The sequence below is a fragment of the Halobaculum rarum genome, assembly GCF_040025155.1.
GTDB classification, from domain to species: Archaea; Halobacteriota; Halobacteria; order Halobacteriales; family Haloferacaceae; genus Halobaculum; species Halobaculum rarum.
In genome coordinates this window covers 1,536,386-1,550,741 of record NZ_CP157275.1, presented here as the reverse complement: position 1 = coordinate 1,550,741, position 14,356 = coordinate 1,536,386, and the positions used below count along the sequence as shown (strand labels likewise).

The window sequence follows — 14,356 nt, the reverse complement described above, 5'->3', positions numbered from 1 at the left end:
GCCGTCGCTGTGGATCGAGCGCGGCGCGAAAAGCGGCGGTCGGAAACCGGATCGACCCGCGCGGTCGACACGGCGGTCGTCGCGTCGTCTGCAGTTGGTTCGCGGACGGTCGTCGCTTAGTCCGCGGTCACTTCCTTCGGCGTGCGGTCGGCTCCGGTGTCGGGCGTGGCCGCCCGGTAGATGCCCCAGGCGAACAGGACTGCCAGTCCGAGCAGGACCAGTCCGGTTCGCAGCGTCGGGTCGATCGCGGGCGTCGCGATCACGTCGCCCGCCTCGTTGGTCAGCGGGACGGGGCTGTACGGCTGCCCCGCGACGATCTCGACGAGGCCGAGCCCCACGATGCCGAGCAGCATCAGTCCCGCACCGAACGCCGTCGCGATCTTGTCCGTGATGTCGAATTCTTGCATTGGTGTCACCTCCTTAACCGAGCAGGTAGCGGAGTTTGGGGTACGCCTTCACCACGTCGAGGCGCTCGATGAGCGCGTCCAGGCCGTAGTAGCGGCCGGCGGCGAACACCATCATCGTGGCGAACAGGAGCAGCCCCATCAGGTCGCCGTTGACGAGGCCGTTCCCGAAGCCGGCGTTGCCGACCCAGAACAGGGTCATGAAGATGACCCCGCCGAAGGCCGCCAGTCGGACGAACGCGCCGGCGATCAGCGCGAGCCCGATGAGCGTCTCGAACAGCGGGACGCCGGGCGCGATGAGCCACCCGAGGTTGTTGCCCATCCACACCGGGATCGGACCGAGCGCCGTGCCGGTCATCCCCTGCATGTACATCGTGCCGTAGGTGAAGCTCAAGCCGTCCTCAATGAGCTTCGTGACGCCGGCGTGGAAGAACCACCAGCCGGTGATGACGCGCAGGAGCGCGATCCAGTACGCGGCGAGCGGTCCGCCGATGTCGAAGCCGAAGTCCTCGGCCATTGGGTTGGTTTCCGAGTATGCCATAGGTCTCACCTCACAGGTGTGGATTGGACGGCTATCCCGGTATAAACGACACCCGGTTCCCAGTCGGTGAAAGCCGGCGAAAGTGGGCGCGAGCGGTGCTATACTGCCTGATCGTTGATCGACGATCGGCGGTCAGACTCCGGCGGCGCGCAGCGCCGCCGCGTCGGATTCGTCGTCGGCCCCGTCACCGCCGTCCCCGCCGGTCGTCTCGAACTCCCGTTCCAACTCGACGTCATCGTCGCCGGCGGTCACCTCGACCGTCAACTCGGTCACGTTCGCGTCGACGGCGAAGGTGACCGTTCCGTTCGCGTCGGTGGTGTACGTCTCGGTCGTCTCTTCGCCGTCGATCGACTGGGTGACTTCGACCGTGGCGTTCTCGACGGCCGAGCCGTTGCGTGTCACCTCGACGGTCGCGTTCTCGCCCGCGGTGACGCTCCCGACGAACGAGGCGTTCAGCTCGAGCGCCTCGGGCTCCTCGTCGGTGTCGTCGTCGGAGTCCTTCTCGTCGACGTCCTCGATGGGCACCTCGTCGCCGGTGCCGGACTCGCCCACCACGGGCTTGAGGACGTACTTGCCAGAGTTGCCGGCCTTGAACACCGACATGTCGTAGACGAAGTCCACCTCCTCGCCGTTGCCGACGGTGAACTCCTTGTTCAGCTGGAGCTTGTTCGACGGCAGCTTCACGTTCGTCGAGTCGCCGTTCTCCAGCGTCGCGTTGATCTCGTCGACGTGGACGAACACCTTCGTGTACGTACCGTTCTCGACGCCGAAGGTGCCGAGCTTCGTCGCGTTCGCGCCCGGCAGCGTCGTCAGGTCGATCGTCCGGTCGTCGACGTCCTTCTCGACCCAGCCGCCCGACTCGCCGCCGCGCTGGAGCCCGACCTCCGTCACCGTGACGTTGAGGTGGGCGAAGTCGCCCATCGCGTTCTCCTCGTCGCTGAGGTAGAAGTTCATCGAGGACTGGTCCGACGAGTCGTTAGCGGTGTCCTCGCCGCGGTCAGAGTCGTCGTCCGCGTCGGAGTCGTCCGTGTCGTCCGCGTCCGGCTCGTTCGCGTCGTCAGCGTTGTCCGCGTCGTCGTCGTCACGGTCGACGTCGCGGATCTCGACCTCGTCACCCGTGCCGGACTCACCGGCGACCGGCTTGAGGATGTAGCCGTTAGGACCGCGCTCGAACACGGTCACGTCGAAGACGAAGTCCACCTCCTCGCCGTTGCCGACGGTGAACTCCTTGTTCAGTCGGAGCTTGTTCGACGGCAGCTTCACGTCCGCCGAGGAGCCGTCGGTGAGGGTGCCGTTCACCGACTCGACCTCGATAGACACCTGCGTGTACGTGCCGTTGGGCACCGGCACCGAACCCAGCTTGGAGGCGTTCGCGCCCTGCAGCTCGGTCAGGTCGAGGGTGACGTTGTCGACCTCGTAGGTCACCTGCTCGCCCTCGTCGTCGTCCGCGTCGCCGTCCGCGTCGTCGGCGGCGTCGGCGGCGACGGACTCGGGCGTCCCGGTCGACTCCGTTTCCGCGGGTTCAGTCGTCTCCGTCTCGTTCTCGTCGTCTGCATCGTCCGCGTCGTCAGCGTCGTCTGCATCGCCGTCGTCCGCCCGAACAAGCGTGACCTCGGTGATCGTAACGTTCAGGTGTTCGAACTGGTCGATCGCGTTCTGCTGGTCGCTGATGTAGAAGTTGACGGTCCCCCCGTCGTCCCCGCCCGTGCCGTCTGCGGTACCGGCGTCGCCTCCGGAGGGCCCGGAGGGAACGCCACCCGCACAGCCGGCGAGGACCAACATCAGAGCCGCGGCGACGGCGGCCCAACCGGTCGTGTGTCGTGACATCGTGTCCGGTCCTACCGGCGGCACCAGCATATACCGGTACGGCCACGAACCGGGATTTCCTCTGGATTCATCCGAATTAATCCCCGGACGGCGACGACTTCTGCTGCGTCCGGTTCTGGAGACGAGAGCGACGGTGCAGTCCGGGCGGCCACACGCCGCTTCGACAGCGTTTCACCGTCGGCACCACCACTCCGAGGTATGATCCGGGTCACCTTCCTCGGGACGAGCGGCGCGGTGCCCACGGTGGCGCGCGCGCCCAGCGCGCTGTACCTGAACCGCGAGGGCGACGAGTTCCTCTTCGACTGCGGGGAGGGGACCCAGCGGCAGATGATGCGCTTCGGCACCGGCTTCGGCTTCTCGCACCTGTTCGTCACGCACCTCCACGGCGACCACGTGCTCGGGATCCCGGGGCTGATCCAGAGCCTCAGCTTCAACGACCGCGAGGCGCCGCTCGCGATCCACGGTCCCCCCGGGTCGAAACGCCATCTCAGGGAACTGGTCCATGCCGCCGGTCACGACCCGTGCTTCCCCGTGACGATCCACGAAGTCCGCCCCGGCGCCGTCGCGCTCGATCGTGAGGAGTACGAGATACGGACCTTCGAGACGGAACACCGGACCTCATCGGTCGGCTACGCGCTCGTCGAGGCCGACCGGAAGGGCCGCTTCGACCGCGAGAAGGCCGAACGAGAGCTGGATATCCCGCCCGGCCCCGCGTACGGCAAGCTCCACGACGGCCAGTCGGTCGAACTCGACGACGGCCGCGTCGTCGAGCCCGAACAGGTGGTCGGGCCGCCGCGTCCCGGTCGTCGGGTCGTCTACACCGGCGACACCCGTCCGGTCGACGCCACCGTTGAGGTCGCCGAGGGGGCGGACCTGCTCGTCCACGACGCGACGTTCCTCGACGAGGACGCCGACCGTGCCCGCCAGACCGCCCACTCGACGGCCGTCGAGGCCGCGCAGATCGCCGGCCGTGCGGGCGCGAAACGACTCGCGCTCACTCACGTTTCCTCGCGATACGCGGGGCGGGCCCGATACCTGGAGCAGGAGGCGCGAGAGGCGTTCGACGGCGAGGCGTTCCTTCCCGATGACGGCGACGAGATCGAGGTTCCGTACCCGGACGCGGACGAGGAGTGACCGGCGTCGGCGGAGACTGACCGGCGACGATGGGACGCGACCGGCAGCGAGAAGGAGTGACCGGCGCGGAGTTTTTACGCGCCAGCCGCCAACACGCGGGCGTGAACGCCCGGACGAGCGCGCTCGACTCCCTCGTGTTCGGAGTCGACATTCAAAGCGGCGACATCCGGGGCGACGCGCCCTCCTACGCGCTCGTCGTCTTCGACGGCGAGTCGATCGAACGGGACGTCGTCTCCCACCGAAAGCTCCGCCGGCGGATCGAGGCCGACGAGCCCGCCGTCGTCGCCACCGACAACGCCTACGAACTCGCCGCGGACAAGGACGACCTCGTCCGGTTCCTGCGGTCGCTCCCACACGGAACCTCGCTCGTGCAGGTGACCGGCGCCGAGCGTCCGGAACCGCTCTCGCGGGTCGCCTCGCGCCACGGCGTCCCGTACGGCAAGAAGCCGATGCAGGAGGCGGAGGCGAGCGCCCGCCTCGCGGCCGCGAACGTCGGCTACGAGGTGACCGCCTTCACCGACACGACGACCGTGAAGGTGTCCCGCGGCCGCTCGACGGGAAAGGGCGGCTGGAGTCAGGACCGCTACACGCGCCGGATTCACGGGAACGTGAAGCGGCAAGCCCGTGAGGTGGAGTCCGAGCTGGACGACGCGGGGCTCGACTACGAGGTCGATATCACCGAGAAGTACGGCGGCTACTCGAACGCCGTCTTCTCCGTGTCGGCGCGGCCGCAGGACATCCCCGTGAGCGCCCATCGGTCGGGCGACACCCGCGTCGAGATCGAACGCGAGCGGCGCGACGGCATCGAGTTCGAGCCGCTGGTGAAGCGTCGCGACCGCGTGATCGTCGGCATCGACCCGGGGACGACGACCGCCGCTGCCGTCATCGGTCTCGATGGCACGGTGTTCGACGTGTACTCGACGCGGACCGCCGACACCGCCGAGGTGATCGAGTGGCTCGTCGAGCGCGGCCGCCCCGTCATCGTCGCCGCCGACGTGACGCCGATGCCCGAGACCGTCGAGACGTTCCGGCGGAGCTTCAACGCCGCCGGATGGACGCCCGGCAGCGACCTCCCGGTCGACGAGAAACTCCATCGCACGCGCGATGAGGCGTACGACAACGACCACGAGCGCGACGCGCTCGCGGCGGCGCTGTTCGCGTTCGACAGCCACGAGGACCAGTTCGAGCGCGTCGGGCGGAAGACGCCCGCCGGGATCGACCGCGCGGAGGTGATCGCCCGCGTCGTCGCCGACGAGCAGTCCGTCGAGGGGGCGCTTTCCGACCTCCGGGACGACGACGGCAAGGAGGAAGAGGAGTCCGGCCCGGAGCCGCGCGAACTCACCGACGAGGAGAAGCGCATCCGAGATCTGGAGTCGCAGGTCGACCGCCTCCAGGCGCACGTGGACGACCTCAAGGACGAACTCGACGAGAAGGACGACGAGATCGAGGGGTTGGAGGAGGAGCTATCGGACGCGCGCCGCGAGGAGCGCCTCGAAGCCCGCCGCGACCGCGAGGTCACGCGGATCCGCCGCGAGAACAGTCGCCTGGAGCGCGAGCGCGACGAGGCCGAAGAGACGGTCGAGGAGTTGGAGGACAAACTCGCGCGCATGAAGACGCTGTGGAAGCTGGATCACGACAACTTCGCGGACGTCTCGAGGGGACGCGATCTGGTGCCCGTGAAGGCGGTCGAGCAGTTCACGAAGCGCGCGATCGAGCGCGCCGACGAGCAGTACGGCCTCGCCGCCGGCGACGTGGTGTACCTCCGCGACGCCTCCGGTGCCGGGCGCGCCACGGCCGAGCGCCTCGCGGAGACGGAGCCCCGGGTGATCCTGCGGAACGGGGGACTCTCCGGCGCCGCCGAGGAAGTGCTGTTCGACCACGAGATCCCCGTCGGTCCGGCCGACGACGTGACGATGCAGGAGGTGGACGAGCTGGCGGTCGCCCGCGAGAGCGACGTGGAGGCGGTGATCAACGACTGGAAGCGACGCGCCGAGGAGCGCGAGCGCGAGCAGACCGAGGCGATGATGGACGAGATCATCTCCGAACATCGGGCGGGCGAGGGCGAGCGAACGTAGTGAGCGAGCCCTCGAAAGACGGCGGCGAGACCGAGCGAACGACGAGCCGGTCACCCGCTCCCGAAACGGTCCGTCGGCGAGGACGCGGTGAGGACCGACGTGTCGACGACGACGAACGCGTCCGTCGAGCGTGGGTCGTCCGCAGGCCCAGCGTCAGTCGGTCGTCGGACAACGAGAAACGGGAGCCTTATTTAAAATAGATCGTCGAATCGACGGACTTCGCGGCGACGACCCCTTGGTTTCGACTGGAATGGTGGTCGGTACCACGCGGCGAGTAAACGTTCGAACCGCCCGCGTTGTGGGCGGGGACCCGACCCTCAGTTGACCCGCGCGACCTCGTAGCCGCGGTCACGGATCTCGTCGATGAGCTGTCCGGCGTGCTCGCGGCCCGCCGCCGCGACCTCGAACACGAGGTACGCCTCGCCGACGCGCAGGTCCTCGACGGCGCGGTCGTGTCGGACGTGACGGACGTTCGCGCCGCGATCCGCCAGCACCGTCGAGAGCGTCGAGAGTTCGCCCGGCTCGTCCTCGATACGGACCCGCAGGCGGAGAAGCTGGTCGCGGTCGGTCATCGCGTGTTCGAGCACGATATCGAGCATCGACATGTCGATGTTGCCGCCACACAGCAGCGGGACGACCGTCTCGTCGGTCACGTCGATCCGGCCGGACAGCAGGCCGGCGACGCTGGCGGCGCCGGCACCCTCGACCAACTGCTTGGCGCGCTGGAGCAGCGTGAGGATGGCGTGGGCGATCTCGTCGTCGCTGACGGTGACGACCTCGTCGACGTGGCGCTCGATGAGGTCGTAGGTGAGGTCGGCGACACCGCCGGTGGCGATACCGTCGGCGATCGTCCGAGTGTGCTCGCGATCCACGGGCTCGCCCTTGTCGAGGCTCTCGGGCACCGTCGCGGCGTCCTCGGCCTGCACGCCGACGACGCGGACCTCGGGGGCGACGGCCGCGAGCGCGGTGGCGACGCCCGCGATCAGGCCGCCGCCGCCGATGGGAACGATCACCGTGTCGACGTCGGGGACCTGTTCGGCGACCTCCAGCCCGAGCGTTCCCTGGCCGGCGACGATGGCGGGGTCGTCGTAGGCGTGAACGAAGACGGAGCCGGGCTCATCCGCGAGGTCGCGGGCGTGCTCGACCGCCGCTTGGAACTCCCGGCCGCGGAGGACGACCTCCGCGCCGTAGCCGCGGGTCGCGTCGACCTTCGCCTGCGGGGCGTCCTCGGGCATCACGACGACGGCGGGGATGCCGGCGTTCGAGGCCGCGAGCGCGACGCCTTGGGCGTGGTTGCCGGCGCTGGCGGCGACGACGCGCTCCGCGTCGCCGGCATCGATGATCCCGTGAAGCTTGTTCGAGGCGCCACGGGTCTTGAACGAGCCCGTGCGCTGGAGGTGCTCCATCTTGAGGCGGACGTCCGCGCCGCCCATCTCCGAGAGCGATCGGGAGCGCTCGACGGGCGTTTCGCGGACGATGTCGGGGTCGAACCGCTCGCGTGCGCGCCGGATGTCGGTGATCGTGACGGAGGAAGTCATTCGTTGCTGGCGGTGTCGCCAGCGCGGTGCAAAAATTGCGCGGATCGGAAGTCGGTGTCGGCGGTCGGAGAGCGCCGAGGGACGGGGGAGGGACGACGGAGGGCCGAGCCGAGCTACTCCAACAGCAGCAGGCTCGGGTTCTCCAGCCGCTCCATCACGAAGTTCGTGAACTGGCCCGCCTCCGCGCCGTCGATGACGCGGTGGTCGATCGACAGCGACAGCGGGAGCGTGTGGGCCGCGCGGACCTCGCCGTCCTCGGCGACCGGGCGCTCGTCGATGGCGCCCAGCCCCATGATCGCCGTCTCCGGGTAGTTGATGATCGGCGTGGCGTACTCGCCGCCGATGGCGCCGAAGTTGGTGATCGTGAACGTCCCGCCCTGCATCTCCTCGCGGGAGACCTTCCGCTCGCGAGCGCGCGAGGCCAGGTCGTTCACCTCCGCGGCGAGTTCGAGGATCGACTTCTCGTCGACGTGCTTCACGACCGGGACCATCAGCCCCGCGTCGGTCGCCACCGCGATCCCGAGGTTGTACTCCTTCTTCAGGAGGATCTCCTCGTCGTCCTCGCGGAGCTCCGAGTTAAGGTACGGGAACTCCTTGAGCCCGGCCACGAGCGCCTTCATGATGAACGGCATGTAGCTGAGTCGCACGTCGCGCTCGGCGGCGCGCTCCTTCAGGTCCGCGCGCACGTCGACCAGGTCGTCGACGACCGCCGTGTCGTGGTGGCTGACGTGCGGCGCCGTGTACTTCGAGGTCTCCATCTGCTTCCCGATCGTCCGGCGCACGCCGCGATAGGGAACTGACTCCGGCTCGCGCGAGGCGGCCGCGCCGTTGCCCGCCGCGGCGGACCGGGCGGGCGCGCCCGCCCCGTCGCCGCCGGCCGCGGCTCCCTCGGCCTCGGCGGCCTTCGCCTCCTTCACCGCCTGCGCGTACCCCTGGACCTGCTCGGTCGTCACGAACGCCTCGCCGTCGCGCGTCTCGTCGGTCGGCACGTCGTCGAGGTCGACGCCCGCGTCCTCGGCGGCCTTGCGGGTCGCGGGAACCGCGAGCGTGCGGTCGCGCCCCGCGGCCTCGACGGACGAGGGAGTGGAACCCGCAGCGGCCTCGGCCGCCGCTCCGCCGGCGTCGCTCGCACCTTTCCGGGAGACGGCGGACTTCTTGCTGCCCATGTCGACCTTCTTCGGACCGGACGACTCGCCCGCAGCGCCGTCGTCTCCGGACTCGCCCGACTCCGCGTGTGCGCGAACGTCGCCCTCGCTGACGCGGCCGCCGGGGCCGCTCCCCTCGACGGCGGCGATGTCGACGCCGAGTTCCCGGGCGAGGCGGCGCGCGGAGGGGGGCGCGAACACGCGGCCGGAGGACGGTGCGGGCGCCTCGTCGACCGCTCCGTCGTCGGTTGCGGCAGGTTCCTGATCCGGCTCGGTGTCCGGTTCCGTCTCCGGACCCGACTCCGATTCGGCGACCGGCTCAGTGGACTCGTCGAGCTCGTCTTCGCCCTCCTCGGGCACGTCGTACGTGACGATCACGTCGCCGACGGGGACCATCTGGCCCTCCTCGACGTGTAGTTGCTTCACCGTCCCGTTGTACGGGGACGGGACCTCCACGAGCGCCTTGTCGGTCTCGACCTCGGCGACCGGCTGGTCCTCGGTGACCGTGTCGCCGGTGGCGACCAGCCAGTTGACGAGTTCCCCTTCGGCGACGCCCTCTCCGACGTCGGGGAGCTTGAACTCCTTCTCTGCCATGGGTTAGAACTCCGCGGCCTCCTTGATACCGTCAGCGACTCGCGCCGCGTTCGGGAGGTAGTAGTCCTCCAGCGCGTACAGCGGGTACGGCACGTCGTAGCCGGTGACGCGCTTGACCGGCGCCTCCTGGTACAGCAGCGCCTCCTCCTGGAGCGTCGCGGTGATCTCGCCGGCGAGCCCGCCGGTCTTGGGCGCCTCGTGGACGACGCACGCGCGGCCCGTCTTCTTGAACGACTCGACGATCGCCTCCCGGTCCATCGGAGAGACGGTTCGCAGGTCGACGACCTCCGCGTCGATGCCCTCCTCCGCCAGTTCCTCGGCGGCCTCCATGGTCGGGCGGGTCATCGCGCCGTAGGTGAACACCGACACGTCCGAGCCCTCGCGGCGGGTTTTCGCCTCGCCGATCGGTACCTCGTAGTCGCCCTCGGGCACGTCGCCGCGGAAGGCGCGGTAGATGAGCTTCGGCTCCATGAAGACCACGGGGTCGGGGTCGCGGATCGCCGAGATGAGCAGCCCCTTCGTGTCGTACGGGGTCGAGGGGATGACCACCTTCAGCCCGGCCTCGTGGGTGTAGAACGCCTCCTTCGACTCCGAGTGGTGCTCGGGCGCGCGGATACCGCCGCCGTAGGGCATGCGCAGCGTCATCGGGAGCGTGTAGCGGCTCCGCGAGCGCGTGCGCAGTCGGGCCATGTGGCTCACGATCTGGTCGAATCCGGGATAGGCGAACCCGGAGAACTGGATCTCGGGGACCGGCTTCAGGCCCATCGCGGCCATGCCGACGGCGGTGCCGATGATACCCGACTCCGCCAGCGGCGTGTCGATGACGCGGTTCTCACCGAACTCGTTGTACAAGCCCTCGGTCGCGCGGAAGACGCCACCGTTCTTGCCGACGTCCTCGCCCATGACGAGGACGTCGTCGTCCAACTCCATCTCGGTCGCGAGCGCGTCGCGGACCGACTGTACCAGCGTCAGGTTCTGTGTGGCCGTCTGCTCTCGATCTTGGTCTTGCGTGCTCATGATCTCACTCCTCGACGAACGCCTCGTCGCCGTACTTCTCGCGTAGCTGTGCGAACTCCTCGGCCTGCCGCCGGAGCTCCGGCGTCTGCTCGGCGAACACGTGGTCGAACATCGACCCCGGGTCGGGCCGCACGGTCGACTCGGCGGCGTCGATGGCGTCGGCGACCTCCTCGCGGACCGACTCCTCGACCGCAGCGACGCGCTCGTCGTCGAGGACGTCCTGGTTCCGGAGGAACTGCTCCAGTCGTGGAATCGGATCCTTCCGTTTCCACTCCTCGACCTCGTCGTCCTCGCGGTAGACGCTCGGGTCGTCGGCGGTCGTGTGTGCGCCGAAGCGGTACTGAACCGCCTCGATCAGCGTCGGACGACGCTCGCCCTCGCCGGGGGTTTTGGCCTTCTCCAGCGCCTCCGTCGTCGCCTTGTACACCGCGAGCGGGTCCATCCCGTCGATCTGGACGCCCTCGAAGCCGTAGGCGACCGCCTTCTGCGCCAGTGTCTCGCTGGCGGTCTGGCGCTCGCGCGGGACCGAGATGGCCCACTGGTTGTTGTTGCAGAAGAACACGTTCGGCGTGTCGAACACGCCCGCGAAGTTCAACCCCTCGTGGAAGTCGCCCTCCGAGGTGGCGCCGTCGCCGAAGTAGCAGATGAACGCCGTGTCCGTCTCGCCGTCGTGTTTGAGCTTGTCCGCCCAGGCCATCCCCGTCGCGTGCGGGATCTGGCTCGCGATCGGGACGGCGGGGGTGAAGACGTTCGCGTCCTCGGGAATGAGGCTCCCGCGCTCGTCACCCATCCAGTACAGCAGCGTCTCCGTGAGCGACAGTCCGTGGACCATCGCGGCGCCGTGCTCACGGTAGGAGGGGACGAGCCAGTCGTCCTCGGCCAGCGCCATCGCGGAACCGACCTGTGCGCCCTCCTGTCCGGACAGCGGCGGATACGTCCCCATCCGCCCCTGGCGCTGGAGCGACACCGCCCGCTCGTCGAAGTGGCGGGCGAGTTTCATGTGGCGGTACATCGCGACGAACTCCTCCTCGGAGAGGTCCGGAACGTCACCGACGACGCCGCCCTCCTCGTCGATGACCTGAACCATCCCGTCGCCGGGGTCGCGCTCGAGCGTGCTCACGGTACCCACCTTCGCATACCAGAACGCTGTCCGCCCCGCCTGATAGTGTTTTCGTAAATAGTTTACTGTGAACAGAAATACTGCCAAGAATTGGCAGGGCGTCGAATGTACACCCAGCTACTCGAACGTTCGTCTGAATTGTGTTGAGTATTCCCGATGTCGGTTTGCGAACGGCCGAAAAGGAGCCGGTATTCTTGACAATCGTTAATGCAGTCTGGAGACACGGGACGGGAACGCACCGTGTGGGCTCAGTGGGTACTGCCCTGCGGACGACCCGCGACGGAGTGTACGCTACTGGGGAACTCGGCGTTCGCAGCGAGAGTTCGGGGTCAGTCGGCGGCGTGTGCGGCGTCGCGGGCCTCCTCGAGGCTGGCGCCGTCGCGGACGAGCGCCTCGACGAAGAACTCGCCCGCCTTGTACGACGACCGAACCATCGGCCCGGAGGCGCAGTAGAGGAACCCCAGTTCCTCCTCGGCGATGCGGGCCCACGTGTCGAACGCGTCCGGGTGGACGTACTCGAACACGTCGAGGTGCGAGCGCGACGGCTGGAGGTACTGCCCGAGCGTGACGATGTCGACGTCGACCCCCCGCAGGTCCCGCAGCGTGCGGTACACCTCGTGGTCGTACTCGCCGAGCCCGAGCATGACGCTCGTTTTCGTGCGGATGTCGGACGTACGGTCCACCCGCTCGAGCACGTCGAGCGTCCGCTGATAGCCGGCGCGACGGTCTCGCACGGGCCATTGGAGTCGCTCGACCGTCTCGATGTTGTGAGCGATCACGTCCGGCTCGGCGTCGATGATGCGGTCGACCGCCGCGGGATCGCCGCCGAAGTCGGGGATGAGCACCTCCACGAGGATCGAGGCGTCGCGACGCTTGATCTCACGGATCGTCTCCGCGAAGTGACGCGAGCCGCCGTCGGCGAGGTCGTCGCGGTCGACGGAGGTGAGCACGACGTAGTCGAGCCCGATCTCCGCGACCGCGTCGGCGACGTTCGCCGGCTCGTCGGGGTCCAGCGGCTCCATCCCGCCAGTCTTCACGTCACAGAAGTTGCAGCCGCGCGAGCAGCGGTCGCCCAGCAGCATGAACGTCGCCGTCCCGGGACCGCTCCCCCCGGACCAACACTCCCCGAGGTTCGGACAGTTCGCCTCCTCGCAGACGGTGTGGAGGTCGCGGTCGCGGAGGGTTGACTTGATCTCGGTGAAGCGCCGGCCGGACGGCGGGCGCATCTTCAGCCAGTCCGGCTTCCGCCGCCGACTACTCATACCGCACCGTTCGTCGCGGGGGGCAAAAACGTGCGGTATACCCCCGATCGGGGTGCGGGCGGGGAACGGCCGCGGTCGATGGTTCGGTCGGAACCGGCGGGTGGACAGGACCGACGGATGGGCGGGACCGAAAGTGAACCCCACGCATCGGAAATGATAACAGATTGAATCGACAGCGATTTATTATGTCCCTAAGAGTGTGGAACAGACCCACGAATGTTCGACGTCTCCCCCGAGGAGATCACCGAGGGGCGGCTGGGGAGAGCGCTCGCGTTCCTCTCGATTCCGATCGTCGCCCAGCAGCTCGCCGTCACCGCCCAGAGCATCGTCGACGTGCTCTGGCTCGGCCGCCTCAGCGGCGAGGCCGTCGCCGCCGTCGGCCTCGTGGCACCGCTGATCGGGCTGATGACGGCGGCGGTCGGCGGCGTCTTCACGGGCGAGCACGTGCTCGTCTCCCAGCGCATCGGCGACGACGACGAGCGGGGCGCGAGTCGGGCGGTGTTCCACGCGCTCGTCGCCGGCGTCGCAGTGATGCTGGCGATGGTGCTGATCGCGAACGCGTTCGGCCGCCACCTCACGGCGCTGTTCGACCCGGGGGCCGAGGTCGCACGGCTCGGTGCGATCTATCTCGGGACGATGGCGGTCGCGTACACCGTCTCGACCGTCAGCGACGTGTTCGAGTACGGCTTCATCGGCGCGGGCGACTCCCGCACCCCGCTGCTGGTGAACCTCCTGTCGATCGGGATCAGTATCGGCCTCGACCCGGTGCTCATCTTCGGCTACGGCCCGATCCCCGGGTTCGGGATCGCGGGCGCCGCCTACGCGACGGCGATCGGCTTCGGCGTCGGCGCGCTCGTCATGATCGCCGCCGCGCGCTCGGGACATCGGGGGTTCACGTTCCATCTCGACGCCGTCTCGCTCGACCGCGAGGAGTTCCGCGAACTCGTCTCCGTCGGCGTCCCGAAGATCGGCCAGGGCGTCGCTCGACAGGTCGCCCGGCTCGTGGTCGTCGCGATCGTCTCGCTCACCGGCGGCGCCGCCGCTCTCACCGCCTACACGATCGGGGCGCGGATCGCGACCGTGGTGTTCGTTCCCGCCGCCGCCATCGGCTCGGCCGGCACGACGCTCGTCGGACAGAATCTCGGCGCCGACAAGCCGGGCCGTGCGACGCGGGCGACGTGGCTCGGCGTCGGCGTCGGCGCGATCGGCCTCGGCGCGATCGGCGTCGTCCAGTACCTCCTGCCCGAGGCCGTCGCCACCCTGTTCGTGCCCGGGATCGCGGGCGAGGCGCTGACGCTGACGGTCGCGTACCTCCAGATCCTCGCGTTCGGCTACTGGGCGCTCGGGGCGATCTGGACGGTCGAGGCCGGGTTCAACGGCGCCGGTCGCACGGACGTGAGCATGTACGCGACGATGCTGCAGTACTGGGGCGTTCGGGTGCCGATCGCCGCGATCGGCGCGTTCGTCCTCGGGTGGGGCGCGCTCGGCCCGTTCTGGGCGGTGACGATCTCGAACGTCGTCGCCGCCGTCGGGCTCGTCGGCTACTTCCGCTACTCCACCGGCGAGGGGCTCCACGATCGCGCGGCCGACAGCGCCGGTCGCGACGGTGACGCCGGGGTCGCGGCCGACGACTGAATACCCGGATGCGTCCAAGTCCGTCCGGGCCGGTCGGATGACTGGACCCGCCCGGATCTGACCC

General features: G+C 68.9%; 11 protein-coding genes. 3 read left to right on the top strand and 8 right to left on the bottom strand.

Going from position 1 to position 14,356, the window contains the following annotated elements; all coding sequences use genetic code 11:
* Positions 1–116: 116 nt before the first annotated feature.
* The 3 genes from ABJD39_RS08130 to ABJD39_RS08120 all read right to left on the bottom strand — a co-directional run bounded on the left by ABJD39_RS08130 (position 117) and on the right by ABJD39_RS08120 (position 2,772).
* Positions 117–407, bottom strand: coding sequence for a hypothetical protein (locus ABJD39_RS08130; RefSeq protein ID WP_348606896.1), 291 nt, complete (start codon positions 405–407; stop codon positions 117–119).
* A gap of 13 nt (positions 408–420) precedes the next feature.
* On the bottom strand, positions 421–945 hold the full coding sequence (locus ABJD39_RS08125; protein WP_348606893.1) for a DoxX family protein: 525 nt from the start codon (positions 943–945) through the stop codon (positions 421–423).
* A gap of 132 nt (positions 946–1,077) precedes the next feature.
* Positions 1,078–2,772, bottom strand: coding sequence for a DUF4382 domain-containing protein (locus ABJD39_RS08120; protein WP_348606890.1), 1,695 nt, complete (start codon positions 2,770–2,772; stop codon positions 1,078–1,080).
* A 198-nt stretch (positions 2,773–2,970) separates the two neighbouring features.
* Between ABJD39_RS08120 and rnz the strand changes: the two genes are divergently transcribed.
* The gene (gene rnz / locus ABJD39_RS08115) at positions 2,971–3,906 is read left to right on the top strand and encodes a ribonuclease Z (protein WP_348606887.1); all 936 of its coding nucleotides are present in this window, start codon (positions 2,971–2,973) and stop codon (positions 3,904–3,906) included.
* A gap of 101 nt (positions 3,907–4,007) precedes the next feature.
* Positions 4,008–5,981, top strand: coding sequence for a DUF460 domain-containing protein (locus ABJD39_RS08110; protein ID WP_348606885.1), 1,974 nt, complete (start codon positions 4,008–4,010; stop codon positions 5,979–5,981).
* 317 nt (positions 5,982–6,298) lie between these two features.
* On the opposite strand, the gene ilvA is transcribed toward ABJD39_RS08110, so the two are convergent.
* The 5 genes from ilvA to lipA all read right to left on the bottom strand — a co-directional run bounded on the left by ilvA (position 6,299) and on the right by lipA (position 12,657).
* Positions 6,299–7,519: a threonine ammonia-lyase gene (ilvA, locus tag ABJD39_RS08105; RefSeq protein WP_348606882.1), complete on the bottom strand. Its 1,221-nt coding sequence runs from the start codon at positions 7,517–7,519 to the stop codon at positions 6,299–6,301.
* Positions 7,520–7,632: 113 nt separating this feature from the next.
* Positions 7,633–9,258 (bottom strand): dihydrolipoamide acetyltransferase family protein, encoded by a 1,626-nt coding sequence (locus tag ABJD39_RS08100; protein WP_348606879.1) that lies wholly within the window; start codon positions 9,256–9,258, stop codon positions 7,633–7,635.
* Positions 9,259–9,261: 3 nt separating this feature from the next.
* A complete protein-coding gene (locus tag ABJD39_RS08095; RefSeq protein WP_348606876.1) occupies positions 9,262–10,275 on the bottom strand; it encodes an alpha-ketoacid dehydrogenase subunit beta in 1,014 nt (337 codons plus the stop codon).
* A gap of 4 nt (positions 10,276–10,279) precedes the next feature.
* Positions 10,280–11,395, bottom strand: a complete 1,116-nt coding sequence (gene pdhA, locus ABJD39_RS08090; RefSeq protein ID WP_348606873.1) for a pyruvate dehydrogenase (acetyl-transferring) E1 component subunit alpha — start codon at positions 11,393–11,395, stop codon at positions 10,280–10,282.
* Between the two features lie 329 nt (positions 11,396–11,724).
* On the bottom strand, positions 11,725–12,657 hold the full coding sequence (gene lipA, locus ABJD39_RS08085; protein WP_348606870.1) for a lipoyl synthase: 933 nt from the start codon (positions 12,655–12,657) through the stop codon (positions 11,725–11,727).
* Positions 12,658–12,873: 216 nt separating this feature from the next.
* Between lipA and ABJD39_RS08080 the strand changes: the two genes are divergently transcribed.
* Positions 12,874–14,292, top strand: a complete 1,419-nt coding sequence (locus ABJD39_RS08080) for an MATE family efflux transporter (protein WP_348606867.1) — start codon at positions 12,874–12,876, stop codon at positions 14,290–14,292.
* Positions 14,293–14,356 lie beyond the last annotated feature (64 nt).

Excerpts from the sequence above, each read along its gene's own strand:
- ABJD39_RS08130 (WP_348606896.1), bottom strand. The coding sequence starts at position 407 with ATGCAAGAATTCGACATCACGGACAAGATCGCGACGGCGTTCGGTGCG.
- ABJD39_RS08125 (WP_348606893.1), bottom strand. The coding sequence starts at position 945 with ATGGCATACTCGGAAACCAACCCAATGGCCGAGGACTTCGGCTTCGAC.
- ABJD39_RS08120 (WP_348606890.1), bottom strand. The coding sequence starts at position 2,772 with ATGTCACGACACACGACCGGTTGGGCCGCCGTCGCCGCGGCTCTGATG.
- rnz (WP_348606887.1), top strand. The coding sequence starts at position 2,971 with ATGATCCGGGTCACCTTCCTCGGGACGAGCGGCGCGGTGCCCACGGTG.
- ilvA (WP_348606882.1), bottom strand. The coding sequence starts at position 7,519 with ATGACTTCCTCCGTCACGATCACCGACATCCGGCGCGCACGCGAGCGG.
- ABJD39_RS08100 (WP_348606879.1), bottom strand. The coding sequence starts at position 9,258 with ATGGCAGAGAAGGAGTTCAAGCTCCCCGACGTCGGAGAGGGCGTCGCC.
- ABJD39_RS08095 (WP_348606876.1), bottom strand. The coding sequence starts at position 10,275 with ATGAGCACGCAAGACCAAGATCGAGAGCAGACGGCCACACAGAACCTG.
- lipA (WP_348606870.1), bottom strand. The coding sequence starts at position 12,657 with ATGAGTAGTCGGCGGCGGAAGCCGGACTGGCTGAAGATGCGCCCGCCG.
- ABJD39_RS08080 (WP_348606867.1), top strand. The coding sequence starts at position 12,874 with ATGTTCGACGTCTCCCCCGAGGAGATCACCGAGGGGCGGCTGGGGAGA.